We start from the raw sequence: 24,084 nt of genomic DNA on the forward strand, positions 1-24,084 counted from the left end.
GGGGGGTGCCGCGCCCCGGCTGTCTGGGGGTCAGGCGGCGGCGCGGGCGGCGGCGGGGCGGCCGAGGGCGATCCGGGCGAGGAAGTCGGCCACCTCGGCGTTCTTCGGGCGGTAGCCGGACAGGGCGACGGCGGTGATGTCCTCGCGCGTCCAGAGGGCGACCGGCACGATGCGGTGGTGGCGCTTGCGGCCGAGGTCGTTGGTGCGGGCGACCGTCAGGCCCTTCTTCCCGGGGCGCTTCTTGGCGGTGGTGCCCTGCTCGGCGGTGCGGCCGAGGCCCTTGGCCTTCTTGGTGACGGCGGCCGAGTAGCTGTGCGCGGTGAGCGGGGAGACACCGCCCGCGAGGAGGTGCGCGGACATCGGGGCGGGACCGGCGGCGACCGTCTTGGTGGCGGTGCGGGTCTCGCGGTTGGCGCGGGCGCGGTCGCGGAGGATGGCGGCGGCGCGGCGGGCGGTGGCAGAAGACATGGGGTGTTCCTTCGGTTCGGGTTGTCGGCGGTGCTCTCCGCCAACACCTCAATAGTACAGCAATGAGTCTGTCGATGGGAACACCCCACCGAAGAAAGATCGACAGATCTCAGAATCCGCAGGTGAGTGGCCAGGCGCCGGAGCTGTCACGCTCCGGCGCGCACTCTCCTTGCTGTACCGAACCGGTCGGGTCAGAACAGGGTGTCGGCGACAGGCGCCGGCGTTTCCGGGCGCTCCTGTGGCTCGTCGCCGAACAGCGCCTCGGTGCCCAGCTCGTCGGGTATGGCCAGCACGGGCCGAGTCACCCGGTAGGCCAGGCCGAAGTCTGCGGCGTTGAACTTCGTCCAGTCGCGGCCGGTCGGCTCCGGGGCGGCGGCGGGGGTGGTGGTCACGGCGGGCTCTCCTGTCTCCAGACGGGCGGGGCGGGGCCCGGGGCGCGGTCGGTGCGCCCCGGGGCGGTTTCAGCGTGTCAGGCCGGGCAGGGCAGCGTCAGGCGGCGTGCTGGCGGTACTCGTCGCGCAGGGCGCGCAGCGCGGCGGCGAACGCGGGGCCGTCGGCGGGCTTCACGTCCAGGTCGCGGATCTGCTCCGGGCCCGCCGGGTTGTCGACGCGGTCCCCGCCGGGGGTGTCCCAGCCGTACGCGGGCTGCCCGTAGACGAGCATGCACAGCGCGGTGAAGTCTGCGGCGCCCCGGCACTCCGGCGCGGTCTGCCCGGTGTGGACGAGGTACGCGGCGTGGACTCCGGCCAGCACCTCGCCGAACTCGCGGTCGGTCGCGCCGAGTCCGTCCCGGGCGATCGTGGCGAGCAGCTCCGGCCCGGCGGCGACGTGGACCGCCTTGCGCGCGCCCTGGGGGCGGTAGGTGTAGGCGTGCTGGGCCTCGACCGTCGCGCACAGCGTCAGCACGCGGGCCGGGGCTCCCTGGCACTCCAGGGGGACCGCGACGACCGTTCCGGTGGGCAGGTCGCCCCGCACGCGGATCGTGCCGCAGTGGCCGTTGCCCATCGTGGCGCACTTGAAGCCCGACTCGTCCTCCTCGATCCGGCCGTCCCCGTTGTCGTCGCCGGGCAGGACGGTGGAGACGCCGGCTGCCGGGGCGGGCGCGGCCGGGGAGCTGCCGGTGAGGGTGGCGAGAGCGCCGAGGAGGGCGACGACCAGGGTCGCGGCGAGGATGACGGGGGCGGCGAGGCGCGGCATGCGCACGGTGGCTCCTTCGTTCGGGTGCCCGGGTTGCTCTCCCGGGCCGCCGGTTGGCGTGGCACCGAACGTACACACCCCCGCCAGAAAAGTACAGCGGTGAGACTGGCTGGATCTTCGGTGGAACCGTTCACCCATGGATAGCGCGCGCTTCAGGGGGGACTATCGCATTCACTCTCCTTGCTGTACTATCGGAGATGTCGGGCGGGAACAAGCCGCCGGACACCGGGGAGAGCACCCCGGACACCCGAACCGAAGGAACCGCGCCATGGCCGTGTCACTCGCCAAGAACAGCCCCGCCACGCCGGAAGAGATGGACATCGCACCCACGTACCGCCCCCAGCTCACCCGCCAGATCGGCATGTACTTCGTCATCTGCGACGACGAGCAGTACACCGCCCCCGGTGCCGCGCCCCGCCGAACCGTCATCGACGTCGTCCGCGCCTCCGGCAACAGCGCCGAACTCGCGCTCCAGCGCGCCGACATCATGGCGCTCCCCGCCGAGCACCCGCTGACCGTGTTCGAGACCTACGCGGACACCGCCGCCCAGGCCGCCGGACTCGCCCGCGCCGACTTCGTCGCCTACCTGGCCATCCGCGAGGCAGAGCGCATCCTCTTCGGCGACTTCAGCGACTGACCCCGCCCGCACCGCCCGCCACCCCGGCGGGCGGTGCGCCCCGCCCCCTCACCGGCCCGTCCGGTGCAGGCGCAGGGCGCACCGCCGCCCATCCCCGCCCCGGAGAGCACCGGGGCCCACCCGAACCGGAGGAACCCCATGACCGCAGCCGTCACCCTCACCAAGCCCGCCCGCGACTTCTTCGCCCTCGTCCAGGACGGGAAGGTCGTCAACGTCGTCATCCCGCCCGCCGACGCCGACGAGCGAGCCGGCGTCCGCCACGACCTGGTGTGGGCCCACTGCCTGACCGTCCTCGACATCACCGCCCCCGACGGCTACGCCGCCCGCGCACTCGCCTCCGCCCAGATCGCCCGCGCCGCCGCCATCGACGCCTACGCCGACCGCATCGGCGTCCCCTACGACTGCGCCCGCGTCGTCTACCTCGACCTGCGCCGCTGGGCCGAGCGCATGGACCCCGAGCTGCGGGCCGAGTGGCGCGCCATATTCCAGACCACCCGGCAGCTCCCCGCGTTCCCGAGCCAACTGACCGACTTCACGCTCGCCGAGGTCATGGGCGAGCACGGCGAACTCTGACGACCGGCCAGGGCCGCCCCACCACCCCCGGGGCGGCCCTGTGCGGCCGTCTGCGGCCCATACGCGCCCGCGCGCGATGGAACGGTCCAGAAAGTCCAGAAACCCCGTCTGTCGGGCGTCCAGTTGGCCCCTGGTGTGCTGCCTGTCGTGCAGGCCGGCCGCCGGTGTCTGTGCCGCTCGGCATGCTGTCCGTCATCCCCAGGAGAGGACGCGCCACCCGTGAGAGCCGAAGACATCCGGCTGAGCTTCACCAACCCGATCTACGGCGAGGCCCCCCGCCAGCGCCGGTATCAGGAGCTGCAGTACGTCGAGATCGGTGGCGTGGTTCTCCAGGTACACCACTTCCACCGTTCCCGCTCGCCGCTGTGGATCGCAAAGCCCTACCAGGACCACCTTCACCGGGACGCTTTCAAGGACTGGCCCGTGCGGGTGGAGCAGATGAGCGGTGTGCAGTTCGCGCACATCCGGCGCCGTGCTCTCCGAGAGCAGATCGCTGCTGCAGTCGGCACCGAGGAGTGGGAGCGCGGGCGTGCGGTGTGGCTGTCTCTTCCCCGGCAGCCGGAGATGCGAGGGACGTACCGCGTCGTCCGGCGAGGTCCCCGGGACTGGTGGGCCGTGCCCAACGATCCGACGAGGGACGAGGAGCAGGGGCCGTTCGGCAGTGAGAGGGCAGTGCGCGCCGGCGTGTCCGGCACGGTCGGGTGAGCGCGGCGGGGTTCGGCGGGTACAGCGCCGGGCCCCGCCGTTCCTGTTGTGCCTGATTCCCTTGGGCGACTACCCCAACCGCTCTCACTGCTGTACTATCGGGCGTGTTGGTGGAGAGCACCGCCGGCGCACCCGAAGCGAAGGAACGTCATGAGCACCGCAGTTCACCTCGTCCCCGTCCTGTCTCAGTGGGTCATGAAGGGTGTCACCGACAACGTCACCACCTGCGACTGCTGCGGCCGTCAGAAGCTCAAGCGGACGGTTGTGGTGGTCCCCCTCGACGCTGACGGGAACGAGGATGGTGACGCCTGCTACTTCGGCACCGGGTGTGCGGCCGTGGCGCTGCGCCGTACGCAGTCGTGGGTCACCGGCGCCGCGCAGGCCGCCACTCTCAAGCACAACGAGCGGGAGCGCTGGGCGCGCCGGATGGTGAGTGTGTACGGGCCAGTGGAGTTCAGCACGGTCCGGGAGAAGGCCGCGGCCTGGTTCAGCCGGAACCCGATGCGTGAGGGGCAGCCCGGCGCCAGTGTGCAGATCGACCGGATACTCTCGGAGGCCCGTGCACAGCTCCGGGACACCGCGCTGGGGCCGACCCGTCCGCACAGCGTGAGCGACTTCCGCCCGCACCTGGTTGTCATGACGCCGGACCGCTCCGAGGTGTCCTGGGCCGCCGCTCTCTCGACCGAGGACGCCGCAGCCCGTGAGGAGGCGCACCGGTTCGCGCGGCGGCACGCCGAGAGCCTGCGGGGCGGGCACGCGTTGACGGTGTGGGCTCTGGACGTCGACTCGGCGCGGGACGTCGCGCATGCCCAGGTGGCCCGCGGCCGGTACGCCGCGCGCCGGGGCGACTTCGCCTGACCCTGCCCGCTTCGCCGGCTGCCCTGTCCCATCGGGTGGCCGGCGTTCACGCGTCCGGCGTTGCGCTCCGCTGTTCTTGCGGTACAGCACCGAGCCCGAAGCCTGCATCTCTCCTGATTTACAGGGGCCACTACCCAACACACTCCCATTGCTGTACTATCTGAGGTGTTGGCGGAGAGCACCGCCGGCGGACCCGAATGAAGGAGTTCTTGATGAGCAGCGCGACCGGCCGCAAGGGCAACGGCTTCCACATGCGGACCGTGAACGGCGGCACCCCCGAGCGGATCCCCACCGCCGACGCCCTGGCCGAGATGAACAACGCGATGATGCAGCCGGGCAAGCGCGCCGTCCGCACCATGTCCGCCGCGCACTCCGAGGCCCGCATCGTCTACAAGGACAACCGCGGTGAGGTCCTGCTCCGCCCGGCCACGTCCGCCGAGGCCGACATGGACGTCAAGCCCGAGGCCGAGCGGTACGCCCCCGGTGACCGCGTCGTCGTCCGCCCGGTCAGCTTCGACCCCGAGAAGCGCACCCACCAGGTGTTCCGGGAGTACACCGGCACGGTCGTGAGCTGGGGCAGCCCGCACTACTACGTGCGCGCCGAACGCACCGACGAGTACGGCGAGGGTGTCCGTCCCTGCCGCGTCCACGAACTGCGCCCGGCCGCCGCGGACATGACCGGCACGCTGCCGCCCTTCGCCGACGACCAGGACGTCCGCGCCGTTCTCTCCGCTCTCCGGACCGCTGGGGTGACCCTGGCGGCGCTCAGCACGAACCCCGGCAGCTCCTGCGCCGACGGGGCGTTCGTGACCCCGGAGCCGGGCGACGGCAACACGGGCGTGCGGGTGTCGTACATGATCGAGGGGTGGGTCGAGGAGACCCTCAAGGCCCGCAAGGACGCCAAGCGCCGGGCCGAGGAGCGCACCGCGCGCAATGCAGCGCTCGACAGCTACGCCGAGGCCCTCCGCGCGGCGGGGTGGCAGGTCTTCCACGTCGCGTCGGCCAGCACCGTCACGCCGCGCACCATGCACCTGCTGGTGTGGCCGCCGGCGTCCGCGCAGGCCTGACCCGGGCACGGCGCCGCCCGGCCGCACCAGGTCGGGCGGCGCGGGACGGTACAGGGTCGGGCCTCGCGGGATTCATCACGGCTATTTTCGGCGCCCCACTACCCACACAACTCTCACTGCTGTACTATTTCTCTTGTTGGTGGAGAGCACCGCCAACAGCCCGAAGGAAGGACACCCGCAATGACTGTCGTCGCCGAAGCCCTCAAGCCGCTTCCCGCCCTGCACGCGCAGTTCGGTCCGCCCCGCGTCATCCTCAGCGCGACCGGCCGCACCGACATCATGCCCGAGCAGATCGAGGCCTTCCGCTTTAACCTGCTGGCCGGGAAGACCCTGCGGGAGTCGGTCATCAACGGGACCGACGGCACCCCCGACCTGATCATCCGGTGCGCGTCGTACATCGACCCCGTCACCCGCGTGGTGCGGTACGCCGTCGACTACTGGTCGGTGCTCGACTACTACGCGATCGACACCACCGTCCGCGCTGTCAGTGAGGCGATGTACGAGGGCGTGGTGCGCGGTGAGTTCGCCGCCCCGACCCTCCGCCTCGACCTGGGGCGCTTCACCCGAGGCCTGGCGTCCTTCTACGACGTCACCGACGTCATCTGACCGACCGGTCTCCCCCCTCCGCCGGGGCGCGGCCGTACGCGCCCCGGCACCCTTCCCCCTCCGCACCACCGCAAAGGAAGCACCACCCGTGTCTGCTCAGCCGATCGTCACCCGCACCCCCGAAGTCCGCCGCGAGGAGCGGGGCCACGCCTTCTACCTGCCGGAGGCCGCGTTGGCCGCCGTCCCCGTCCTGTACGCCACCGACGACATCCCGGCCGAGCACACCACGATCCACGCGCACTACTTCGCGGCCTGGGGCGACTGGTACGTGGCCGAGTTCGACCCGGCCACCGGTGAGGCGTTCGGTTGGGCCCGGGTCGGCAATGACGACTGGGTGGGTGAGTGGGGGTACATCGACCTGCCCGCGCTGGAGTCCTTCCGCGCCGACCGTCCGGGCCTGCCGCACCTGGTGGAACGGGACCTGCACTTCACGCCGCGGATCGCCGCCGAGTGCCTGCCCAAGGGCCGCCGCCGCCTGCGCTGCAAGGACGAGGCCTGCGCCATCTGCACCCGCCCCTGACCGGGCCTGCCGCCGGGGCGCGCCAGCAGTTGGTGCGCCCCGGCGGTGCCGCTCCCCTTCCCGATCCAGCCGCAAGGACTCCCCGTGCAGACCACCGCCCTGTTCGACCTCGACGTTGTGGCCCCCGCGAAGGCCGCGCCGCAGCGCCGTGCACCGCTCGCCCTGGGGGAGCTGCCCGTGTCGAGCGTGCCGGCCGCCTACGACCGAGGGCACCTCTACAGCCCCCGCACCGTGTCGGCCGAGCACGTCGACCACCGGCCGGGCGACGTCTTCGGCCCGCTCCCGATGCCCGCGTACGGGCCGAAGGCCTGGCGCGCGTGGTGGGACGAGGCCTCCACGGCGACCGCCGACTATCTCGGGCTGATGGCCGGTGACGAGATCACCATCCAGCACGTCGGCAGCACCGGGCCCGGAACCGTCCTGTCCACCTGCCGGTTCGGCGCGGTCGTCCGCTACGCGCTGCCGCCGGTCGAGTGGCGCGACGAGGAGCACGCCGAGATGTACGTGACCGCCCGCAACCAGTTCGGCCACTGGTACCGCTGACCGCCGCCCCGGGGCGCGCCAGTAACCGGTGCGCCCCGGCACCCTGACCCACCACTGAGCCAAGAAGCAGGAGACCCGCCGTGGATCCCATCACCGCCCCCGGCCCGTACAAGTACATCGACCCGCAGGGCCAAGAGGTGACCGCGGAGCTTCGTACCGGGTTCACCACGTACCCGTTCGTAGACCTGACCGCCACCGACTGGACCATCGGCGGTCCGCAGATATCGGTGTGGCTGCCCGTGGACGACGCCGAGCGCCTGACCGCCGCCCTGACCGCCCGAACGCCGTTCGAGCATGCCGACCCCATCGGCGACCGCGTCGAGATGGAGCAGCCGGCCGAGGACTGGACCGTCTTCACGTTCCACCGCCGCCCGCGCGACCGCGACGAGGAGCCGGAGACGGTCCGCGTCGTGATGCTGACCGCGCGGCTGCCGCAGTTCGCCGCCGCGGTCACGGCCGCCATCGCGGACGAGGTCTGATGCTGAGCACCGATTCGCCCTGGAGCGACCGGGAGGGGCACTTCGCCGAGGTGTCCGACCCTGCCGCGTTCCTCGGCGTCACCCCGCACGAGGGCCCGCAGGAAGCCTGCCCTGACGAGCGCTGCCGGGAGGCCGTGGCCCGGCAGCGCGCCGAGGCCGAGGCCGCCGCCCGGTACGACGCCCGCCTGGCCGTCGCCGTCGTCCTCCCGGTCGCCGTGGTCCGCTACCAGTGCCCGCACTGCCGGAAGACCCGGGCCCGGAAGGACTCCGCTCAGCGCCACGTCGCCCGCTGCTTCCGCAATCCCGACGTCCGCTCCTGCGTCACGTGCGAGCACCACGAGCCCGAGGAGTCCGGCACGTCCTGCGAGGGCGGCCGTCCCTGCGGCTGCTGGGACTCGCCCGAGGCCTGCGGTGTCCGTCCCAGCAGCGAGCAGCCCGCGAAATTCCCCGTCATCGACTGCCCGTTGTGGGAAGCGAGGACCGACTGATGCCCGTGTACGAGACCGCGGAGGAGCTACGCCGGGCGGAGGCCGCCGGCCGCCGGGCGCGCGCCGCGGAGGCAGCGTGCAAGGCCACGGGGCGGCCGTGCCAGTGCGTCGGTGCCCACCACGACGCGGACAAGCACCGGCGCGGCCTGCACCTGCGCACCGCCGGCGGAGTGTTCCACAGCGGCATCCGGCAGGTCGCCGTCCACGGCTGCCGGTGGTGCGGACTCGATGAGCCCCGGCACTGCGGTGGTGCGCAGGTCGGGTCCCGGGATCTGCACCCGTGGGAGCAGCCGACGCCGGCGCAGCTCCGCGCCCGCTGCATCGCGGCAGGCCTCGACCCCGACGCGCCGCCCGCGCCGCCCCGGCCCCTGGCGGTCGCCGAGTCCGCGTGCACGTGCGACGAGGACGCCGAGCCGTGCGGCGCGGACGACTGCCAGATCACGTTCCTGTGGGAGATCGGCCGCCCCCATTGACTCGCTCAACCCGCACCCGAAGGGAGTCATCTGGTGAGCGCCCAGGACTTCACGCCGCACCCGTCCGTGCACCGGCCCTACATGTTCATCTGCGACATCGACGATCCGGACGCCGTCGTTGTCGCCTACAACGAGAACCCCGCCGCCCGCATCGCCAGCGACCTCCTGGACGAACTGGGCGAGTGGCATCACGCCCTGCACAACCTGCAGCGGGAGTCCGTCCCGGCGGGCGTGCTGGCGGCCCTCGACGAGCTCCACGATGCGGTGTGCGGCTGGGTCGAGTGGAACGAGCAGCAGGCCAAGCATCTTCCGCCGGACAACGGACCGCGGCCCACACCGCCACGCCCCGCCCCCGCCGCCTGATCAGGGAGTACCTGTGACCCACACCCCCACCGAGCCCGACCTGTCCGAACTCGGCCCGCTCGCCGCCGTCATCGCGGACACCGTGCACACCGTCCCGGTGCGGCTCGGCGTGCCGGGCGGGGAGGAGGACCTGGTCCACGCCCTCACTCTGGCCGTCGCGGTGTACGTCGGCCGGCACGTGCTCCCCGAGGAGGCCGCGGAGCTGCTCAACCCGCCCGCCCCGGCCGAGCGGGCATGGCGCGTGATGACCCAGTGGCGCAACGGCAGTTGGCGCACCTACGGCGGCCCTCACGGCAACCGCGAGGACGCCCAGGAGGACTACGACGGCTCGGTCCGTCAGTCCCCCGACCGGAGTTTCCGCCTGGTGCGGGCCACCACGACGCATGCCGTCGAGGCCGAGCACATCGCACCACCGCTGTCCTGATACGAATCTGTCCACCGAGAGCTGTAGGAGACCGCACGCCATGACGGCCCCCGCCGAAGCCGAAGTGCACGCCCCTGTCACCTGGTACTGGGAGGCGGGAGGCGAACACTGCCCCCACGGCCCCCAGCCGGACCGCGACAGCCCAGAGATCGACGAGTGGTGGGACCGCCACCAGGGCAGCCCCCAGGACGTCTACATCTGCCTGGACGCCCCCATGGGGGAGGTGTGCGACGTCTGCTCCGAGGAGGACGGCGACGCCGTCTCCATGAAGTTCTGCCGTGCTCGGCCGCAGTGCCGGGCGAAGGCCGGAACCGCGCCGGCGTCCGACGCCCACAAGCCGATCACCGTGTGGCGCGGCCCCGCGGACTGCATCGAGCGCGAGTGCCCGGACTACTGGGACGAGGAGGGCGAGGAGCGGTCCGACGTCGAGGCCTGCTCCCACATCAGCGAGCAGCAGATCTGCCCGGCCTGCTCCACCGCGGACCCGAACGGCATCTACTACGAGGCCTTGACCGTCAACTGGCCCTGCGACCTGGCGCCCCCGCCTGCCGCGGAGACGGGCAGCGAGGCCGCCGACCGGACCGGGAGCGCGTGATGAGCGACATCCACTTCCTGCCGAAGGCCTTCACCCGGGTCACGGACATCACGATCGTGGTGCCCGTGGCCGACGTCGACGACCTGGTCGACCCCGACTCCGGCCGCGTGGTCATCCCGGCCCAGGTGAAGGTCAGCCTCCGCCGCGACGAGGGAACCCCCAGCGGTACCCGGGAGAGCGCGTACGTCGCTGTGATCGGGCCGCGACGGCTCAAGTCCCAGAAGCCGGGCCAGCGGATCACGGCGGTCGGCTGGCACGAGCAGCGGAATCACGGTCTGCGCGGCACGGTGGAACGGCCCGCGTGGCTGACGGAACGCCTCGCCGCGAACCTGCCCGAGGGGTGGCCGGCGGATCTGCTCGAGTTGCCCGACGCCGAGTAGCACCGGCGGGTGAGAGCGGCGCCCCGGCCCGACGAGGGCGGTGGGCGCCGTTCTCGTCGGGCCCGGTCATACGGTGGACGGATGCACGCTGACCTGCCGACCGACCTCGAGCGCCTACGGGACGTCGAGACGTACCTGAGCCTGCAGCTCGACCGCGCCCTGCAGCAGCACGCGCGGCCGGGCGCGCACGAGGAGCTGCCGCCGGACCGCGGCCGGCTCGAGCCCGTCGGGAGGTTCTTGCGGACCCAGTTGGGCCGGGTGCGGCAGCAGATCCACGAGGTGACCACCGGTGACCCGGGATGGCTGACGGATCCTGCGACGGGCTGGTACATGCAGCACCTGCCTGCCGGCGGGGAAGGCGGGCGCGGACGGGGCGTGCTGCACCGTGACGGGTGCTGGATCACCGAGGGCACCGAGCTGGACCGGGACGCGGCCGTGCTGGCGCTGATCGGCGTCCGGGACGCGGTGGACCCGTGCGAGATCTGTCTGCCGGAGCGGGAGCTGTTGCCGCCCGAGTGACAGCGCGGCGCCCCCTGCCGGGCCGTGGCAGGGGGCGCCGTACGTGGCTGGGGACTACTCCCAGCCGAGGTCGAAGCCCCAGGTGCTGTCGCCCGCGGCCCAAGAAGTGTCGCTCATGTGTTCCCTCCCCTCGTGCTGGGGACACGCTATGTCGATCACCGGTCGTTCCGCCATGCCCAGTTGGGCGGGTCCGACCGGTAGCCACGCGGGACTCATTGCTGTACTATTCGGAGTGTTGGTGGAGAGCACCGCCAACGCCGCCCGAACCGAAGGAACCGCAGTGGTGTCTGCCGCGTTGTTCGACCTGCCCGCCCCCGTTGCCGATGGTGCAGCCATGCGCCGGGCCGCTCCGACGGACCCGGGCCGACCGGTGGACTACGACATCGACCGGTGGACGTATCTGGGCACGCACCAGCCGTCTTGGCTGGCCAAGGCCCAGTTCGGCCAGAAGGTCGTCCCGCTGTGCGTGTCCCACCACCGGCTCGACGGCCGCAGCACCCTGCCCCGGGCGGTGACGCCGTGGATGCTCGACTCCGGCGGTTTCACGGAGCTGTCGACGCACGGCACGTGGACGGTCTCCCCGTACGACTACGCCGCGGCGGCCCGCCGGTACGCCGACGAGATCGGCATGCTCGACGCCTGCGCCATCCAGGACTGGATGTGCGAGGACGAGATCCTGGCCCAGACGGGGCTGACGGTCCACGACCACCAGATCAAGACGGTCGCGTCATTCATGAACCTGATGACGCTGGACGCGGAACTGCCGTGGATGCCCGTGATCCAGGGGTTCACGCTGGACGACTACCTGCGCTGCATCGACCTGTACGACCAGGTCGGCGTGGACCTCACGCTGATGCCGGTCGCCGGTCTCGGCTCGGTGTGCCGACGCCAGAGCACCAAGGAAGCCGTCCGCATCGTCGAGACGATCTCCAGCATGGGCATCCGCCTGCACGGCCTGGGCTTCAAGGTGACGGGCCTGCGCCGGGTCGCCCACCTGCTCTACAGCTCCGACTCCCTTGCGTGGTCCTACAACGCGACCATGCGCCAGCCGATGCCGGGCTGCACACACCAGAGCTGCTCCAACTGCCCCCGCTACGCGATGGCGTGGCGGAACCGGCTGCTGAACTCGCTGCCCGACTGGTCGCAGCTCACCACGCTGATCGCCTGACCCCTGGCAGCTCCACGGGGCGCCCCACCGCGCGGGCGCCCCGCCCCGGGCCGGAGAGCACCGGCCCGCCACCCAGCGAACGAGAGGACCCCGCCATGACCGCGACCCGCCCCTACGGCACCTGGTGCAGCCTGGTGAACAGCCACGCCAGCAGCCCCGACAGCGAAGTCGACGACGTCCTCGGCACCGGCACCCCGGAATGGCGGCAGCGCGTTATCGACACCGGTGCGCTGGACCAGATGCGGGCCGAGTACCGGCAGGCGATCAACGACGCGCTCCCCGGTGACGTGTCCCTGTGCGGCAACGAGTTCATCGGGCCGGCCGAGCCCGAGCCGGGCGAGTTCGACGACTACCCGCGCGACGAGGACGGCCGCCTGGACTTCGCGGCGCTGCTCGATGACATCGACGTCGACGCGATCGTCGACCGGCACGACCCCGACGCCTAGCAGCTCCCCGGGGCGCCGCCGGGCGCCCCGGGCCCCGTTCTGTCACAACCTGCCGGACCTCGGCGTTCCCAGAGGTGTCCCGGCATCTACTCACTCCCATTGATGGAAGGACTTCCATGCCCGCCACGTTCGACCCCAGCGACGTCCCCGCGTTGCGCAAGTCCGTACGCCACCTCCGCGGCGTCGAGCAGGGCCTGCCGGACACCGTGCCCGCCCAACACCGGGAAGGCCTCCTGCGCGCCGCCCTGGTCCTCGACGAGCAGGCCGACACAGTGGCCGCCGAGGCGCACCCGTCGTACGACGAACTCACCGAGCGGCAGAAGACCGTCGTTGCGCCCGGCACGTGCGGCCGATCCCTCGTCACGGGGAAGCCGTGCCCCGACCACCCGCGGACGTCGCACGCCGACACCCGTCGCAGGATCTTCAACCACCTGGTCGCGCCGTTCGCCGGCGGCCCCGTCTCGCACGACGAGGCCACGGCGATGCTCGACGCCCACGAGGCCTCGACCCGGACCGAGGCCCGCGCCGAGGGCGCCCGGTTGGCGGAGGTCCAGCTCAAGGCCGCGCTGCTCGAGCAGCATCCGAAGATCGGCAACCCCACGCACGGGTGCTGCGCCCCGCCGAAGGCCTGCAACGGCCACGGGCCAGAGTGCGCGGGCAAAGACCACGGCCTCGAGCAGAAGCCATGGCCGTGCGGGACGCTGCGCGCCATCGGTATCACCAGCCAGGCCGACGCAGACGCCGTACTCGCGGCGGCGGCCGGGCCGGACGGGTGCCCCCGCAACGTGATCGACGGCGACGTCGGCGGCCACTTCATGAAGAGGGGCGCGCTGTCCGACTCCCCGATCGCCTGCATCTACTGCGGCACCCGGCAGAAGGAACAGTGACCGTGCTTGCCGCAGAGCAGGAGTTTGACGGCTGCTTCACGATCGTGAACGGCCGCCGGCAGCCCGTCGACCGCTGGGCGGATCTCCTGTTTCAGTCGGCGTACTGGCAGGACGATCAGCGTACGATCTGGCACCTCGATGAGCTGGACCCGGTGTACTGCAGCCGGATCTACGGCTTCATCGTGCGCCAGGAGGACGAGGTAGGCACGCAGCTCGCATGGGATGCGACCCGCGGGCCGGACCCGTCCGGGGACGTTGCCTGGGACGCTGCGACGCGCTCTGTGGACGCGCTCCTGGAGCTTGTCAGCGAGCGGGGGTGGATATCCCGCACCGAGCTGATGCAGGCGCTGTCACGGCGCATGAGGGGCCGTCCCGCGGTCGAGGGCGAGTGCTTCTGCGGCTACCCCGTGGCGGAGGGCTGGGTTCACTCCTCGTGCTACGCCGGCATGGAGATGGCCTGACCCGAACACGGCGCAGCGTCCCGGTCGGTGGCCGGGGCGCCGCGTCGGCATTTTCGGCGAACCGCCCCCCAATCAAGTCTTACTGCTGTACCATTTCGCGTGTTGGTGGAGAGCCACCGCCGACGCCACCCGAACCGAAGGGAAGCCTCACCATGGTCACGTCGTCCCCGCAGTCGAGAGTGCACGTCACCGTGCCCACCGTTCCGGACACCGCGGATGTGTACCGGTCGTGGCGGAAGGTCCTGACAGGGCTGGACGAGACCGCCGAGGGCATGGCCACGGTCGTCGGTCCCGAGGTCGGGCACGGGGCGACAATCACCACGCAGGCCGGGGCGCTGCTCCTGGTCGTCGACCACACCGTGACCGGCTGGGCGGACCCCTACCTCGGCGGAAAGCGGTACGCGTTGCTGGATGCCGCCCTGACGCTGTCCGTGGTCCAGGAGGACGGCGCGCTCAAGGCCTTGTGGTCCCGGGTGTTCAAGACCTCGAAGTCCGCCATGGGGGCGGCCACCCGCGCGCAGCTCCGCAAACACCTGGCGGCGCATCCGCCCGTCGACGGCCAGGCCGTGGCCGAGGTGGACCCCGGTCCGGGGCGGCCGAACCTCAAGCCGGGGCCGTGCCGGTGGTGTGCGGCCCCGCTGCTCAAGTCCGGCGGGGTGATCGTCGGCCGCGGCGAGGACGTCGAGATCGAGCACCGGCGCCTGTGCCCGACCCGGCCGGCCGACGTGGGAACGCCGTGCGGTCTGTGCGGTGTGGAGGTCGCCCCGGGCACCGCCGCGGTGGTGATGGTCCGTGAGGGCGACGGCCGGTGGGAGACGCGCCACAAGGGCGGGTGCGAGGGGCAGATGACACTCGCCGAGCACGAGGCGGCGGAGGCCGCTCGCCGGGCCGAGGCCGACAAGGCGCGCGCCGCGGAGAAGGCGAAGCAGCAGCGGGCGGCGGCCCGTAAGGCGACGGCCGCCGAGAAGCGGCGGGCGAAGGAGGCTGCGGAGAAGGCGGCGGCCGAGGAGATGCAGCGCCGTGTCGAGTCGCTGACGGTCGTGGGGACGCCGGTGCGGCGGGAGCTGTACGACAAGAGTCTGGGCGGGCGTGAGCGGATGCGTCTGGAGGAGGTGTCCGCGGTCCTGTCGGACGGTCGGGACGCGACGTGGTGGGAAGTGGCCGCGTACGGCGGGCACGTCGAGGACGACGACCGCGGCGGCCGGTTCTACGTCCTGGGAGATGCCCGCTGGGAGTACCAGCGGTACGTGTGGTCGCCGGAGCCGTACCGGCCGGCCCCGCGGCCGGCGGTGGGCAATGTGCCGTGCCCGGCGGACGGGGCGAAGCACTGCGCGAACTGCGGGACTACGGAGGCGCCGGCCGGTTGGATGCTGGCGTCCCTGGGGCTGGCCTGCGACAGCGACTGCTACACGGCCATGTCGGACGGGCCGGGTGCGCACGCCCGCCGGTTCCACCGCTAGGTCAGGCGGATCGGGATGCGCGTCCAGTGTGCGCGGCCCGCGAGGATCATCGGCTCGACGTCGTTGAGGGTGGCGAACGGGCCGGTGATCAGCACGACACTGCGGGCCGCCTTGACCGAGGTGCGCCACTGCAGCGTGGTCGGCATGGTGCCGTCGTAGAGGGCATGCCCGCCGGGGAGGTGGATCAGCAGCTCGTCGGTGGCCGTGTTCAGCGTCGCGGTCCAGCCGGGAGCCGGGGCGGAGGCGAAAGCGGTCGGGAGCTGCAGGGGCTGTCCGCCGTTGGCCTTGATGGTGGTCTCCATCGCGTCTGCGGTCTGCAGCGAGCCGTCGGTGCCGACGAGGGCGATCGTGTCGGGCTGGATCGCGATGATGACCTCGTGCCCGATGAGCTGGGCCGACTGAGCCCGCAGGCCGGTCACGGGCGGGGTGGTGTGGACGCCGTGCGCGGCGGCCGGCTCGTTGATGCGGCGCGGGTTGTCTCCCATGCCGGGCAGCCTATCGGCGCACCCGGACAGGGCCCCGACGTAGCACGTCAGGGCCCCGCTTGACCCGTTCTCTCCCACGGGCGGCTCGATTAGAACACCTGTGACCAAGATCAATCAATCCGCATCCGTTTGCCGTGACAGTTTGATCTTGGTTCCGTGACCGTGGTCGTGTGCTCCCCGACCCCGCCCGCTACGACCGGTTTCACCAGGTCGTTGCTGGTCATGTGCGGGACGCGCGCCTGTGGCGGAACCTGTCGCAGGAGGACCTGGCCCACGCTGCCGGCGTCTCTCCCCGTACGGTCGTCGCCCTCGAGAGCGGACGGTCCGGGATCCTCCTCGACAAGCTGCTGGCCATTGCCGATGCCATGCAGATGCCGCTCACCGATCTGGTGCGTGAACCGGCAACGGAGGCCGAGCAACCGCGCGATGACGCTCAACAGGCATAACCCGCCAGGCACGTTGCCGTGCCGTATGCTGCGGATCGTGTGACCCCGTGCACGACGGAGGCCCGACCAATTCGCCTGGTCGGGCCTCCGTGCTGTCCGGGGGATCACCCCTTCTTCTTGCGCTCCGGCTTCTTCATCCGGGCCAGGACCGCGTCGAACACCGTGGTGTCCGTCGGGTCGGCGAACGCCTGCAGGAGGTGGAGCTGCACCTCGCTGCGGGAGATACGGCCGCGGTCCAGGACGTCGGCCAGCTCGACGGCGCGCCGGTCGACGGCGCGCCGGACCTCCGTCGGGATGGCCGCCGGGGCCTTCTCCAGCACCTGGTCGACGAGGACGCCGTCGATGGTCTTCGCCAGCGCGTCGACGTCGTCGTCCTCCTCGACCACCAGGCCGGGCGGCAGCGACTTGACCATCCCCTTCAGCTGAAGGGCGGTCACCCTCTCCCTGCCGACTTGCTCCGCGGCGAGGACGTACAGTGCGACGGCCGCGTTGAAGCCCAGGCTCCTGGAGTTCTTCACCGGGACCAGTTCACGGACCTGGCCCGGATTCGGCTGGTAGCCGCGGGCCGCCAGGACTTCGCCCAGGGGCCACGCTGCGCGCAACTTGGCGAGGCCGCCGTAGGAGATGCCCTTCTCGACCTCGGCCCACTCCTCGATCGTCTCGTAGCAGCGGCCCGGCTCCAGCTTGTGGGGCGAGGCGCGGAACAGCCGGCCGGTGGCGATCGTGTCCAATGCCTTGCCCTGGATGAACCATGCCTCGTTGCCCAGGTCGACGCCGGCGATGCACCGCGCGTACCGCTCCTCCTCCTCCGGGGTGAGGGCACCGTCGCTGGCCGGCAGCACCGGGTCAGGAACGTGGTGCAGGCCCGGCCGGGCCGCCTCGACGGCTTCCGCGACGGCCGCGGCCTGCGCCTGGTGACGCTGGTTGTCACGGGTGACGTCAACGGCCGTGAGGGTGTCCGCGGTCCTCTCGGGCTCCTCCTCGTCGCCCCACCCGAGGTCGAAGGTCGTGCCGGTCATGCGGCCTTCACCATCCCTGCCTGCACGGCGATCCCACGGAAGAAGTCGGCGGTGTCAGTGCGCGCCGTCTTCTTGTAGTGCGTCACGGGCAGCCCCACGTTGCGGGCCTCCTTCAGATCTGCGGCACGAACGGGAACCTCGCCGAGGCAGCGCACCCGCGGGTGGTTCTGCAGCAGCCTGTACACCTCGGCGTCGAAGTTGCCCATGGGCTTCTGGATACGGCCGATGACCAGGCCCAAGACCTCGAAGTCGTCTCGCTGGGAGCGCGACATGACCTTCTGGTGCTGGGCGAGCTGCCGGGTGAGCCCCTTCATGGCCCACTCGTCGACGTCGGTCATTATCATCGCCTCGTCCGACCCGGCGAGTTGGGAATCCGTGTCCAGATCGAGCGCGGGCCGCTGGTCCACGAGGATGCGGTCGAAGAACTCCCGCAACTTGTCCAGCATGTTGCGGTACAGCGTCAGGCCGGTTCCCGTCTCGCGGAGGTCGCTGGACAGGCCGGCCATGTCGAGGCTCGCCGGGAGGATGTAGAGCCCCGGCACCTTCGTCTCGCGGATCAGCGGGATCGGATCGAGCGCGTCCACCACGACCCTCGCCTGCGTCAGGTCGTTCGGGCCAGGCGGCTTGATGCGGAAGCCTTCGGTGAGGTTGCACTGAGGGTCACCGTCGACGAGAAGAACGCGCGGGACTTGCTCGACAAGAGCGCCACCGACGTTGATGGTTGTCGTGGTCTTGCCGACGCCGCCCTTCTGGTTGCACATGGCGGTGATGCGGCACGTGCTGGGTCGGTGCTGCTCGAGGTCCGCGCGGACGCGTTCCCGTCGCTCCTGTTCTGTCTCCTTGGGCGGCTGGGGGCCGCCGGTCGGCTGGGCGCCGATCGCGGGCGCCGCGGTGGTATCTGTCATGGGAGGGACGATAGTCACACCGCCGTCCCGATTCCGGCAGGCCGCCCGTATCGGTACGGGATGCGGCACGTGATAGGGCCCCGCCCGTCACTCGTACGGGGCCCCGGGGACCTGCCCAATTGGGCAGGTCCGATCACCGACCGAACGTCAGGTGCTGCGCGGCGTGCACGGCGAGCGCTTCGTCCAGGGCCTGCGCGTCGTAGTCCGGCCAGTAGCGGTCATCGAAATGCAGCGTGGCGTCCGCGGCCTGGTGCAGCAGGAACCCGGACAGGCGGCGTTCGCCGGAGGTACGAACGATCAGGTCGGGATTGGGCAGGCCCGCGGTCGTCAGGTAGCGGTCCACGGGGAGGACCTCGCGGTCGTCGAACTCGGGTGCCAGCAGCGCGCGGGCGACGGCCTGGTGGATGTCGGCGCGCCCGTCGTAGCCAATGCCGAAGCAGACGGTCATACCGGGCCGGTCGGCGGTCGCTGCCTCTGCCCGGCGGATCGCGGCCCCGAGGCGGCCGGGAATGACCTGGGTGCCCCCGAACGTCGACAGGACGCGGATCGGGCCGGTGGACTCGCGGGCCTCGGTGTCGAGGAGGTCCACCATGACGTCGACGAGCGCGACGACCTGGTCGTCGGGGCGCTGGAAGTTGCGGACCGACATCAGGAAAATGCTGGCGGTCTCGAGGTCCAGGGTGCGGCAGTGGGCGAGGACCTGGTGCATGACAGCGGTGCCGTGCCGGAAGCCGGCTGCCAGGGTGAGGCCGTGGGCGCGGGCCCAGCGCCGGTGCCCGTCGGCGATGAATCCGATGTGGCGAGGGCGCTGGGTCGCGGGTGCTTCGTGAGTGGTCGTCATGGCCCGGCGGTGTACGGACCCGCCGGGCCTTACGTCATGTGCTGAGCGCGGCGAACACCACGCCGGCCACGAGGGCGCCGCCGGCAGCTCCGGCGATGGTCTGGGCGAGGGTGTGCTCGCGCAGGGCGACGCGGGACCAGGCGATGACCGCGACGATAGGCAGTGCGAGCCAAACCAGCGGGCCGTAGACGATGGCGAGCATCGCCAGGGCCCCGGTCGCCACGGACGTGTGCACGCTGATTTTCCAGAAAGCGGTGATGGGCAGCAGCATCGCCAGGGTGGCGAGCATGCCGATCGTCAGGGCCAGCATCTGGCGGGGGGCGTCGAGCCAGAGCATGCCGCCGATGCCGATGCCGACGGACGCCATGATGACGGGGATGAGCAGCAGGCGGCGCTGTCGCTGGGTGACGTGCCTGTCGCCCCACTGGCCGCGCTTGATGCCGTACTTGATGTACGCGACGGGGATCGCGGCGGCGAAAACGATGGACTCCAGGGCCCACAGGAGCCCGGTGAGGATGTTGTCCTGGGCGAGTCCGACGCCGACGCTCACCAGGACGATGACGTTCGCCGGCTCGAGGCGATCGGTGATCAGCCGGGCTATGCGGTTCTCCTCGCCGGTGGGGGCCGGGGCGGTGGTGGTGCTCATGCTGCGACTTCCTGGGGTGTGCTGAGGTGCGCGAGGGTGTTCACGGCGTGGGTCAGGCGCGGGGAGGTGTAGTGCTCGGCGACCCGGGCCAGCCAGGCGGCGTTGGCGGTGAGGTCGTGCTGCAGGGACAGCAGGGTGATCGCGGGCCGCGGGGCGTAGGGCTCGCCGTCGACGGCGCGCAGGCGGGCGACGCGCAGGCAGATGGCCTCGCGGGCGGCGCGGGCGTCCGCGCCGTGCAGGCCTGCGGCGCGGGCCGCGGCCAGAGCACGGGCGGGCAGGTCGTGGGCGATCCAGGGGAGGAGTTCGAAGGTGGCGTCGGAGATTTCCACGACGCGTTCGTCGAGGCGCCCGTACAGGTCGCGCAGTTGGCGGCGGTCGCTGGTCGGGGAGGTGCCCGCCTTGAAGTGCCGCAGGATCGTGTCCGGCGGGAGGACCGAGACGAGTTCCTGCCACAGGGGGCGGAGCGCGACGATCAGGCGCCGGTAGCGGACGGTGCGCAGGATGAGGTCGACGGCGCGGACGGAGCTGCCGGCGATGACGAGCAGGATCGTCACCATCTGGATGAGGCTGCCGCCGAGATTGAACTGTCCCTCGGAGAGCGGGTAGTCCCATCCGAGGAGGCCGCACAGGAGGAACGTCGTCCGGTACACGGGGTAGGCGGCTCCGGCGGCAGCGCCGGCCGCCATCAGGCGCATGCACGCCCGCAGGAGCATGTCGTCAGTGCGGGCCGCCGCGATGAGGCACAGCAGCGCCGCGGTGGACAGCGCGATGCCCATCGGCAACAAGTAGAACGACAGGTGCAGGGACCCGGCCAGGTCCCCGAACTGGGCGGACGCGAAGTCGTGCGACCCGTCAGGAGCGTTGATCGACGGCTGCGCGAGCGGGAACGTCGCGATGGCGCCCGCGCCGGTCAGCGCGAACAGGGTCATGCGGGGCTTGAGGGTCGTCCAACGCCGCCAGGCCGGCTCCGGGTCGCGGGGCGGGACGACGGACTCCACCCAGCCGACGAGGAGCGTGCACGCCAGCATCACCATCAAGTGCTTGGGCAGGACAGCGAAGTCGTTGATCCCGGTCAGGCGGACCAAGAGGTCGTTCAGCAGGGACAGGCGCAGCAGGGCCCCGACCGCCAGGGCGGCGAAAGTGTTGAGGATGGCCCGCTGCCCGGCGTTCTTGGGTCTCGCAAGGACGCGGATGGCGACGACTATCCAGAGAGGGATGGTCGTCGCGAGGTCGATGAGGTCGTTCTGGGTCACGGTGGCTGTCCAACTGCAGGAGGGACGGTCAGAGACTGTTGTGCAGCCGGTCCAGCAGGGGGTCTGCCTGGTAGCGGCTGTTGTGGGCCTGCGCCGCGGCGCGGCGGCGCAGGAGGAAAGCGAAGTTCTCCGCCTGGTCCTCGATCCGCTGGTAGTGCGGATCGGCCGGCCCTTCCTGGGAGCGGGTGCGGCCGAGGAGACAGCCGCCCAGGAATTCCGGGCTGAGGAACTCGTACGTGTCCTCGTCGGCCACGGGCGTGGCCGGCAGGACCAACGGCTTGTGGTCGAGCTGGATGTGGCCCAGCTCGTGGGCGAGGCTGTGCACGGCAGCGAGGCCGGTGAGCGCAGGGTCGAGCCAGATGACATCGCTGTCGTGCTGCGGCCTGGTCATCCACAGCGCGTTCGCGTGGAGGCCGGGGATGGGTGAGGGCTTCCCGCGCCACAGTTCCAATGGGCGCGGGTAGCGCTCTTGCATCGCCGAGAAAAGCGTCTCGACCGTGAGCGGTTCGGGGACGGGGAACGCCTCGAGGGCTTGGTAGATCTCTCGATCAGGACGCTGGATCACCGGTCGTTACCTTGTGGGGGGGGGGGAGTCAGTCGTTGTCGGAGGATGCGCCCGCGTCGGACTCCATCCGCTCGAGTTGTTCGAGCTGGTTCACGTAGCGGGCGGCGCGTTCCTGCCCTCGCGGTGACAGCCGGCGCGCACTGCGCGCGAGTACGGCCAGCGTCTCGTTGGGCTCGCGGTCCTCTTGCTGCTGTCGGCGCCGGGAGTCGACGAACCGTTGCGCCTCGTTCATCACCTTGGCTGCGATCTCGCTCGGCTCGCCGGAGATCTTGAAGGCGTCCAGCGGGACCTTGAAGAAGTCGGCCAGGACCGCCATGTAGGGCTCGGTCGGGTTCGGCCCACCCTCCTTGCGGAGGCGGCGGATGTACTCGGCGGTGATCGTTCCTTCGCCGTGACGGCGGTTGATCTCGTCGGCGACTTGCTTGTTCGTGTACTCGACGATTCGCCCCGGTTGGTCGGCGTCTTCCGGGGCGGAGGCTTCAAACAGCAGATTGAGCCTGGCAGCGAATGTCGCTGCCTTGGCAGGTTCAGCACTCACGGGTGATCTTCCTTGGCAGGTGGGAGAGAGCCCCACACTAGCCGACCGACAACGATCGTTTGAAACATCCTTTCGGGCACCACGGATGGTTTGACGATCGTGAGCTGACCCACTTTGATGGTCACCGGAACCGGCGCCTTCGGTCTCGTCCGGAGACACCTGTGTTCCGCCCCCTCGATCGCCCGGCGTCCGTTCCGCGCCGGTCAGCTAGCTACCCGTTCCACCGGAAATTCGAACATCAGATGGAATGGTGCCCGTGACCGTCTCCGATGCCGCCCCCTACGGTCGGCCCTCACCCAACCACATAACGGAACAACCGGACCTGGACCGCTGGATGAACGGTGCGGAAAGCTCCATCTCCCTCACCATCGGGCCCGAATGGACCCCGGTGCAGGCGATGGAGCAGGCCGTGGCCATGGTGGCGATGTCGCTGCCGACGTTCCTCGATGAGCTGCCGGACCGCGACGACGTCTGCGCAGACGTCCAGGCCGTGCTCCGCGAACTCGTCGACGTCACCGCCCGCCACAAGGCCAGCGTCGACCTGGTGGCCGAGGTCGTCTTCGACGGGGCACACGTCACCGTCTCGGTCCGCGACATGGACTGCGACCTCCCCGCCCCCGAGGAGGAGCCCGGCCTCTATCTCGTCCACCGCCTGGCCGAGGACGTCGGCCAGTACCCGGGCGACAACGGCGGCCGGATCACCTGGGCCGCCGTGCCGGTGCACAGATGACAACGCCCCCGTCCGGTCAGGCCGGCGGGGGCGGACATCGGCGACTCCTACAGCTCCAGGACGGCGCGCACCGCGCGCTCGACCCTCTCCATGTCCTCAGCGGAGAGGTACCCGCGCAGCTTGCCTTCCTCGAACCGCTGCGGGCGGAACGAGCTGATGTCCGGCGCCATGACGACACCCTGCACCGGAGAGGTGATCGGCACCGTGACGAGGGTGTCCCGCGCATCCTCCGCCTCCTGGACCAGGGCGCAGATGATGCCACCCGGGTGCAGCCGAATCACGGACGTGTTCTCGATGACCAGGACGGTGCGCTCACGCCCGACCGTGGGGATGGTCCATACCGATCCCCGCTGGATACCGGTCACGCAGCGTCCGCCTCGGCTGCCTCGAAGACATCGTCGATCGAATCCTGGTCGCGGAGACGGGCGTACTCCTCCATCCCGTCGCTGAGGAGCTTCTCCTCGAGCGCGCGGGCCGCGAAGTCGGACAGGTTGCCGTTGCTGGCCGCGCGAGCGCGCTGCACAAGGTCTGGCGGCAACGTGATGGAGACCTTCTCCCTGGGCGCTGCAGTCCTCGGTGTCGTCATGAGTTCGATCCTACCGCTTGGAAGACTGAGGTGTAAGGTGTGATCGACACCACCGAAAGTAACGCCAGACATGCAGAAGGGGCGCCAACCTCGCCCGGTTGACACCCCGACTTCCTACCCGGATTCCTCGCCAAAGGGGGGCAGGGACTGCTTGCGACTGAGCATACAGGTAGTCGGCACGGAGCACCCGTTTCCGCGCCCACCTGTGATATTGCCCTTGCACGCTTCTCTGCCTCTCTGACCCTTATCAGCCAGAGAGAGCCATTGTGAGTCTCGACCCGATCCTGTGGGCGATGAAGGACGCGCCCACGGCGGACATCAACGAATGGGGCACGTTGGTGTGCCTCGCGGAAAAAGCCGACGAAGACGGCTGCAACGCCTTCCCCTCGGTTCCGACCATCGCCAGCTACGCCAAGATCAGCGAGCGGACTGTTCAGCGTGCTCTTGCAGCGATGGAGGAGCGAAAGCTGATTGCCCTTGGCGACCAGCGAGCAGCCGCCTACATCCCTAAGGGCAAGCAGCCCCAGGTGTACGACCTTCTCGTCCCGTACGACTGGTTCCGCTCCATCGAGCGTACGAACACCTTCCGCGTCCGCGTCGGTCGGCCACCGCTGACCCCGGAGAACCGGCCGCCCATCGCTCCGGCCCCGCCGAAGAAGGAGCGCGCGGACAAGGGCAAGCCGAAGCCGAAGGCGAAGCCCAAGACGGACGACGACAGAGCGCCCACCAGCAGTAATGGGGTGGGGCGACTTG

The 24,084-nt window shown here is 70.8% G+C and carries 37 protein-coding genes and 1 pseudogene; 24 read left to right on the forward strand and 14 right to left on the reverse strand.

Translation table 11 applies throughout. From position 1 onward, the window contains the following. Window positions 1–30 precede the first annotated feature (30 nt). The 3 genes from ACIP9H_RS33345 to ACIP9H_RS33355 form a co-directional block, all read right to left on the reverse strand. Entirely contained in the window at window positions 31–468 is a 438-nt protein-coding gene (locus ACIP9H_RS33345) for a hypothetical protein (RefSeq protein ID WP_401962561.1), read from the reverse strand. Between the two features lie 191 nt (window positions 469–659). After that, entirely contained in the window at window positions 660–860 is a 201-nt protein-coding gene (locus tag ACIP9H_RS33350; protein ID WP_401962563.1) for a hypothetical protein, read from the reverse strand. Window positions 861–957: 97 nt separating this feature from the next. Continuing rightward, window positions 958–1,671, reverse strand: a complete 714-nt coding sequence (locus tag ACIP9H_RS33355; protein ID WP_401962566.1) for a hypothetical protein — start codon at window positions 1,669–1,671, stop codon at window positions 958–960. Between the two features lie 262 nt (window positions 1,672–1,933). Here ACIP9H_RS33355 and ACIP9H_RS33360 point away from each other — a divergent pair, with 262 nt between their 5' ends. The 16 genes from ACIP9H_RS33360 (at window position 1,934) to ACIP9H_RS33435 (ending at window position 10,895) form a co-directional block, all read left to right on the forward strand. Next, a complete protein-coding gene (locus tag ACIP9H_RS33360; protein WP_401962569.1) occupies window positions 1,934–2,302 on the forward strand; it encodes a hypothetical protein in 369 nt (122 codons plus the stop codon). Between the two features lie 138 nt (window positions 2,303–2,440). Next, window positions 2,441–2,875 carry a hypothetical protein gene (locus ACIP9H_RS33365; RefSeq protein ID WP_401962571.1) on the forward strand — a complete coding sequence of 145 codons (435 nt, stop codon included), beginning with the start codon at window positions 2,441–2,443 and terminating at the stop codon, window positions 2,873–2,875. 219 nt (window positions 2,876–3,094) lie between these two features. Next, window positions 3,095–3,580 carry a hypothetical protein gene (locus ACIP9H_RS33370; RefSeq protein WP_401962574.1) on the forward strand — a complete coding sequence of 162 codons (486 nt, stop codon included), beginning with the start codon at window positions 3,095–3,097 and terminating at the stop codon, window positions 3,578–3,580. Between the two features lie 150 nt (window positions 3,581–3,730). After that, window positions 3,731–4,438, forward strand: coding sequence for a hypothetical protein (locus ACIP9H_RS33375; RefSeq protein ID WP_401962577.1), 708 nt, complete (start codon window positions 3,731–3,733; stop codon window positions 4,436–4,438). Between the two features lie 212 nt (window positions 4,439–4,650). Then, entirely contained in the window at window positions 4,651–5,505 is an 855-nt protein-coding gene (locus ACIP9H_RS33380; RefSeq protein ID WP_401962580.1) for a hypothetical protein, read from the forward strand. 180 nt (window positions 5,506–5,685) lie between these two features. Continuing rightward, on the forward strand, window positions 5,686–6,111 hold the full coding sequence (locus tag ACIP9H_RS33385) for a hypothetical protein (protein ID WP_401962582.1): 426 nt from the start codon (window positions 5,686–5,688) through the stop codon (window positions 6,109–6,111). Window positions 6,112–6,199: 88 nt separating this feature from the next. Further along, on the forward strand, window positions 6,200–6,631 hold the full coding sequence (locus ACIP9H_RS33390; protein ID WP_401962585.1) for a hypothetical protein: 432 nt from the start codon (window positions 6,200–6,202) through the stop codon (window positions 6,629–6,631). 84 nt (window positions 6,632–6,715) lie between these two features. Next, complete coding sequence (locus ACIP9H_RS33395; RefSeq protein ID WP_401962587.1) at window positions 6,716–7,174, forward strand: hypothetical protein; 459 nt, start codon at window positions 6,716–6,718, stop codon at window positions 7,172–7,174. A gap of 80 nt (window positions 7,175–7,254) precedes the next feature. Beyond that, complete coding sequence (locus ACIP9H_RS33400) at window positions 7,255–7,653, forward strand: hypothetical protein (protein ID WP_401962589.1); 399 nt, start codon at window positions 7,255–7,257, stop codon at window positions 7,651–7,653. Further along, window positions 7,653–8,141: a hypothetical protein gene (locus tag ACIP9H_RS33405; RefSeq protein ID WP_401962592.1), complete on the forward strand. Its 489-nt coding sequence runs from the start codon at window positions 7,653–7,655 to the stop codon at window positions 8,139–8,141. Before ACIP9H_RS33400 ends, ACIP9H_RS33405 begins: the two co-directional genes overlap by 1 nt. Beyond that, window positions 8,141–8,614 (forward strand): hypothetical protein, encoded by a 474-nt coding sequence (locus tag ACIP9H_RS33410; protein ID WP_401962594.1) that lies wholly within the window; start codon window positions 8,141–8,143, stop codon window positions 8,612–8,614. Before ACIP9H_RS33405 ends, ACIP9H_RS33410 begins: the two co-directional genes overlap by 1 nt. A 33-nt stretch (window positions 8,615–8,647) precedes the next feature. Next, window positions 8,648–8,977: a hypothetical protein gene (locus ACIP9H_RS33415; RefSeq protein WP_401962596.1), complete on the forward strand. Its 330-nt coding sequence runs from the start codon at window positions 8,648–8,650 to the stop codon at window positions 8,975–8,977. Between the two features lie 13 nt (window positions 8,978–8,990). Continuing rightward, on the forward strand, window positions 8,991–9,401 hold the full coding sequence (locus ACIP9H_RS33420) for a hypothetical protein (RefSeq protein ID WP_401962599.1): 411 nt from the start codon (window positions 8,991–8,993) through the stop codon (window positions 9,399–9,401). 40 nt (window positions 9,402–9,441) lie between these two features. Beyond that, window positions 9,442–9,996 (forward strand): hypothetical protein, encoded by a 555-nt coding sequence (locus tag ACIP9H_RS33425; RefSeq protein ID WP_401962602.1) that lies wholly within the window; start codon window positions 9,442–9,444, stop codon window positions 9,994–9,996. Next, entirely contained in the window at window positions 9,996–10,376 is a 381-nt protein-coding gene (locus ACIP9H_RS33430) for a hypothetical protein (RefSeq protein WP_401962605.1), read from the forward strand. Before ACIP9H_RS33425 ends, ACIP9H_RS33430 begins: the two co-directional genes overlap by 1 nt. 81 nt (window positions 10,377–10,457) lie before the next feature. After that, window positions 10,458–10,895 (forward strand): DUF6233 domain-containing protein, encoded by a 438-nt coding sequence (locus ACIP9H_RS33435; protein WP_401962608.1) that lies wholly within the window; start codon window positions 10,458–10,460, stop codon window positions 10,893–10,895. 54 nt (window positions 10,896–10,949) lie between these two features. Here the strand turns inward: ACIP9H_RS33435 and ACIP9H_RS33440 are convergent, their stop codons facing one another. Continuing rightward, window positions 10,950–11,111, reverse strand: coding sequence for a hypothetical protein (locus ACIP9H_RS33440; protein ID WP_401962611.1), 162 nt, complete (start codon window positions 11,109–11,111; stop codon window positions 10,950–10,952). Between the two features lie 67 nt (window positions 11,112–11,178). Here ACIP9H_RS33440 and ACIP9H_RS33445 point away from each other — a divergent pair, with 67 nt between their 5' ends. From ACIP9H_RS33445 to ACIP9H_RS33465, 5 genes are all read left to right on the forward strand, one after another. Further along, complete coding sequence (locus ACIP9H_RS33445; protein WP_401962614.1) at window positions 11,179–12,063, forward strand: hypothetical protein; 885 nt, start codon at window positions 11,179–11,181, stop codon at window positions 12,061–12,063. Window positions 12,064–12,158: 95 nt separating this feature from the next. Then, complete coding sequence (locus tag ACIP9H_RS33450) at window positions 12,159–12,509, forward strand: hypothetical protein (protein ID WP_401962617.1); 351 nt, start codon at window positions 12,159–12,161, stop codon at window positions 12,507–12,509. Between the two features lie 116 nt (window positions 12,510–12,625). Next, complete coding sequence (locus tag ACIP9H_RS33455; RefSeq protein WP_401962620.1) at window positions 12,626–13,396, forward strand: hypothetical protein; 771 nt, start codon at window positions 12,626–12,628, stop codon at window positions 13,394–13,396. A 2-nt stretch (window positions 13,397–13,398) separates the two neighbouring features. Next, on the forward strand, window positions 13,399–13,857 hold the full coding sequence (locus tag ACIP9H_RS33460; protein ID WP_401962622.1) for a hypothetical protein: 459 nt from the start codon (window positions 13,399–13,401) through the stop codon (window positions 13,855–13,857). 152 nt (window positions 13,858–14,009) lie between these two features. After that, window positions 14,010–15,317 carry a hypothetical protein gene (locus ACIP9H_RS33465; protein WP_401962625.1) on the forward strand — a complete coding sequence of 436 codons (1,308 nt, stop codon included), beginning with the start codon at window positions 14,010–14,012 and terminating at the stop codon, window positions 15,315–15,317. On the opposite strand, the gene ACIP9H_RS33470 is transcribed toward ACIP9H_RS33465, so the two are convergent. Continuing rightward, window positions 15,314–15,802 carry a hypothetical protein gene (locus ACIP9H_RS33470; protein WP_401962627.1) on the reverse strand — a complete coding sequence of 163 codons (489 nt, stop codon included), beginning with the start codon at window positions 15,800–15,802 and terminating at the stop codon, window positions 15,314–15,316. The two genes, ACIP9H_RS33465 and ACIP9H_RS33470, sit on opposite strands and share 4 nt — an antisense overlap. A 170-nt stretch (window positions 15,803–15,972) precedes the next feature. On the opposite strand from ACIP9H_RS33470, the gene ACIP9H_RS33475 reads away from it, so the two are divergent. Next, window positions 15,973–16,248: a helix-turn-helix domain-containing protein gene (locus tag ACIP9H_RS33475; protein WP_401962629.1), complete on the forward strand. Its 276-nt coding sequence runs from the start codon at window positions 15,973–15,975 to the stop codon at window positions 16,246–16,248. A 104-nt stretch (window positions 16,249–16,352) separates the two neighbouring features. Here ACIP9H_RS33475 and ACIP9H_RS33480 read toward each other — a convergent pair whose 3' ends face one another. The 7 genes from ACIP9H_RS33480 to ACIP9H_RS33510 form a co-directional block, all read right to left on the reverse strand. Then, entirely contained in the window at window positions 16,353–17,267 is a 915-nt protein-coding gene (locus tag ACIP9H_RS33480) for a hypothetical protein (RefSeq protein ID WP_401962632.1), read from the reverse strand. Next, window positions 17,264–18,172, reverse strand: a complete 909-nt coding sequence (locus ACIP9H_RS33485) for a ParA family protein (RefSeq protein WP_401962634.1) — start codon at window positions 18,170–18,172, stop codon at window positions 17,264–17,266. The genes ACIP9H_RS33480 and ACIP9H_RS33485 overlap by 4 nt, the downstream gene beginning before the upstream one ends. A gap of 133 nt (window positions 18,173–18,305) precedes the next feature. Then, window positions 18,306–19,013 carry a polyprenyl diphosphate synthase gene (gene uppS, locus ACIP9H_RS33490; protein WP_401962637.1) on the reverse strand — a complete coding sequence of 236 codons (708 nt, stop codon included), beginning with the start codon at window positions 19,011–19,013 and terminating at the stop codon, window positions 18,306–18,308. Between the two features lie 34 nt (window positions 19,014–19,047). After that, window positions 19,048–19,659 carry a hypothetical protein gene (locus tag ACIP9H_RS33495; protein ID WP_401962640.1) on the reverse strand — a complete coding sequence of 204 codons (612 nt, stop codon included), beginning with the start codon at window positions 19,657–19,659 and terminating at the stop codon, window positions 19,048–19,050. Further along, a complete protein-coding gene (locus ACIP9H_RS33500; RefSeq protein WP_401962641.1) occupies window positions 19,656–20,912 on the reverse strand; it encodes an MAB_1171c family putative transporter in 1,257 nt (418 codons plus the stop codon). The genes ACIP9H_RS33495 and ACIP9H_RS33500 overlap by 4 nt, the downstream gene beginning before the upstream one ends. Window positions 20,913–20,940: 28 nt before the next feature. Further along, complete coding sequence (locus ACIP9H_RS33505; RefSeq protein ID WP_401962643.1) at window positions 20,941–21,477, reverse strand: hypothetical protein; 537 nt, start codon at window positions 21,475–21,477, stop codon at window positions 20,941–20,943. Window positions 21,478–21,505: 28 nt separating this feature from the next. Then, the gene (locus tag ACIP9H_RS33510) at window positions 21,506–22,015 is read right to left on the reverse strand and encodes a hypothetical protein (RefSeq protein WP_401962645.1); all 510 of its coding nucleotides are present in this window, start codon (window positions 22,013–22,015) and stop codon (window positions 21,506–21,508) included. 256 nt (window positions 22,016–22,271) lie between these two features. Between ACIP9H_RS33510 and ACIP9H_RS33515 the strand changes: the two genes are divergently transcribed. Next, the gene (locus ACIP9H_RS33515; RefSeq protein ID WP_401962647.1) at window positions 22,272–22,745 is read left to right on the forward strand and encodes a hypothetical protein; all 474 of its coding nucleotides are present in this window, start codon (window positions 22,272–22,274) and stop codon (window positions 22,743–22,745) included. A 47-nt stretch (window positions 22,746–22,792) separates the two neighbouring features. Here the strand turns inward: ACIP9H_RS33515 and ACIP9H_RS33520 are convergent, their stop codons facing one another. Both ACIP9H_RS33520 and ACIP9H_RS33525 read right to left on the reverse strand, forming a co-directional pair. Beyond that, the gene (locus ACIP9H_RS33520) at window positions 22,793–23,110 is read right to left on the reverse strand and encodes a type II toxin-antitoxin system PemK/MazF family toxin (RefSeq protein WP_401962649.1); all 318 of its coding nucleotides are present in this window, start codon (window positions 23,108–23,110) and stop codon (window positions 22,793–22,795) included. After that, a complete protein-coding gene (locus ACIP9H_RS33525; protein WP_401962651.1) occupies window positions 23,107–23,331 on the reverse strand; it encodes a hypothetical protein in 225 nt (74 codons plus the stop codon). Before ACIP9H_RS33525 ends, ACIP9H_RS33520 begins: the two co-directional genes overlap by 4 nt. A gap of 293 nt (window positions 23,332–23,624) precedes the next feature. On the opposite strand from ACIP9H_RS33525, the pseudogene ACIP9H_RS33530 reads away from it, so the two are divergent. After that, window positions 23,625–23,792: pseudogene (locus tag ACIP9H_RS33530) on the forward strand (helix-turn-helix domain-containing protein); the annotation flags it as partial. Window positions 23,793–24,084 lie beyond the last annotated feature (292 nt).

This window comes from Streptomyces sp. NPDC088732 (assembly GCF_044751205.1).
Lineage (GTDB): Bacteria > Actinomycetota > Actinomycetes > Streptomycetales > Streptomycetaceae > Actinacidiphila.

What these genes read in the sequence shown, in the direction of transcription:
- ACIP9H_RS33405 (WP_401962592.1), top strand. Translation starts at nt 7,653, where the DNA reads ATGCTGAGCACCGATTCGCCCTGGAGCGACCGGGAGGGGCACTTCGCC.
- ACIP9H_RS33360 (WP_401962569.1), top strand. Translation starts at nt 1,934, where the DNA reads ATGGCCGTGTCACTCGCCAAGAACAGCCCCGCCACGCCGGAAGAGATG.
- ACIP9H_RS33425 (WP_401962602.1), top strand. Translation starts at nt 9,442, where the DNA reads ATGACGGCCCCCGCCGAAGCCGAAGTGCACGCCCCTGTCACCTGGTAC.
- ACIP9H_RS33345 (WP_401962561.1), bottom strand. Translation starts at nt 468, where the DNA reads ATGTCTTCTGCCACCGCCCGCCGCGCCGCCGCCATCCTCCGCGACCGC.
- ACIP9H_RS33410 (WP_401962594.1), top strand. Translation starts at nt 8,141, where the DNA reads ATGCCCGTGTACGAGACCGCGGAGGAGCTACGCCGGGCGGAGGCCGCC.
- ACIP9H_RS33430 (WP_401962605.1), top strand. Translation starts at nt 9,996, where the DNA reads ATGAGCGACATCCACTTCCTGCCGAAGGCCTTCACCCGGGTCACGGAC.
- ACIP9H_RS33470 (WP_401962627.1), bottom strand. Translation starts at nt 15,802, where the DNA reads ATGGGAGACAACCCGCGCCGCATCAACGAGCCGGCCGCCGCGCACGGC.
- ACIP9H_RS33465 (WP_401962625.1), top strand. Translation starts at nt 14,010, where the DNA reads ATGGTCACGTCGTCCCCGCAGTCGAGAGTGCACGTCACCGTGCCCACC.
- ACIP9H_RS33525 (WP_401962651.1), bottom strand. Translation starts at nt 23,331, where the DNA reads ATGACGACACCGAGGACTGCAGCGCCCAGGGAGAAGGTCTCCATCACG.
- ACIP9H_RS33375 (WP_401962577.1), top strand. Translation starts at nt 3,731, where the DNA reads ATGAGCACCGCAGTTCACCTCGTCCCCGTCCTGTCTCAGTGGGTCATG.
- ACIP9H_RS33480 (WP_401962632.1), bottom strand. Translation starts at nt 17,267, where the DNA reads ATGACCGGCACGACCTTCGACCTCGGGTGGGGCGACGAGGAGGAGCCC.
- ACIP9H_RS33455 (WP_401962620.1), top strand. Translation starts at nt 12,626, where the DNA reads ATGCCCGCCACGTTCGACCCCAGCGACGTCCCCGCGTTGCGCAAGTCC.
- ACIP9H_RS33365 (WP_401962571.1), top strand. Translation starts at nt 2,441, where the DNA reads ATGACCGCAGCCGTCACCCTCACCAAGCCCGCCCGCGACTTCTTCGCC.
- ACIP9H_RS33495 (WP_401962640.1), bottom strand. Translation starts at nt 19,659, where the DNA reads ATGAGCACCACCACCGCCCCGGCCCCCACCGGCGAGGAGAACCGCATA.
- ACIP9H_RS33385 (WP_401962582.1), top strand. Translation starts at nt 5,686, where the DNA reads ATGACTGTCGTCGCCGAAGCCCTCAAGCCGCTTCCCGCCCTGCACGCG.
- ACIP9H_RS33450 (WP_401962617.1), top strand. Translation starts at nt 12,159, where the DNA reads ATGACCGCGACCCGCCCCTACGGCACCTGGTGCAGCCTGGTGAACAGC.
- uppS (WP_401962637.1), bottom strand. Translation starts at nt 19,013, where the DNA reads ATGACGACCACTCACGAAGCACCCGCGACCCAGCGCCCTCGCCACATC.
- ACIP9H_RS33435 (WP_401962608.1), top strand. Translation starts at nt 10,458, where the DNA reads ATGCACGCTGACCTGCCGACCGACCTCGAGCGCCTACGGGACGTCGAG.
- ACIP9H_RS33485 (WP_401962634.1), bottom strand. Translation starts at nt 18,172, where the DNA reads ATGACAGATACCACCGCGGCGCCCGCGATCGGCGCCCAGCCGACCGGC.
- ACIP9H_RS33380 (WP_401962580.1), top strand. Translation starts at nt 4,651, where the DNA reads ATGAGCAGCGCGACCGGCCGCAAGGGCAACGGCTTCCACATGCGGACC.
- ACIP9H_RS33440 (WP_401962611.1), bottom strand. Translation starts at nt 11,111, where the DNA reads ATGAGTCCCGCGTGGCTACCGGTCGGACCCGCCCAACTGGGCATGGCG.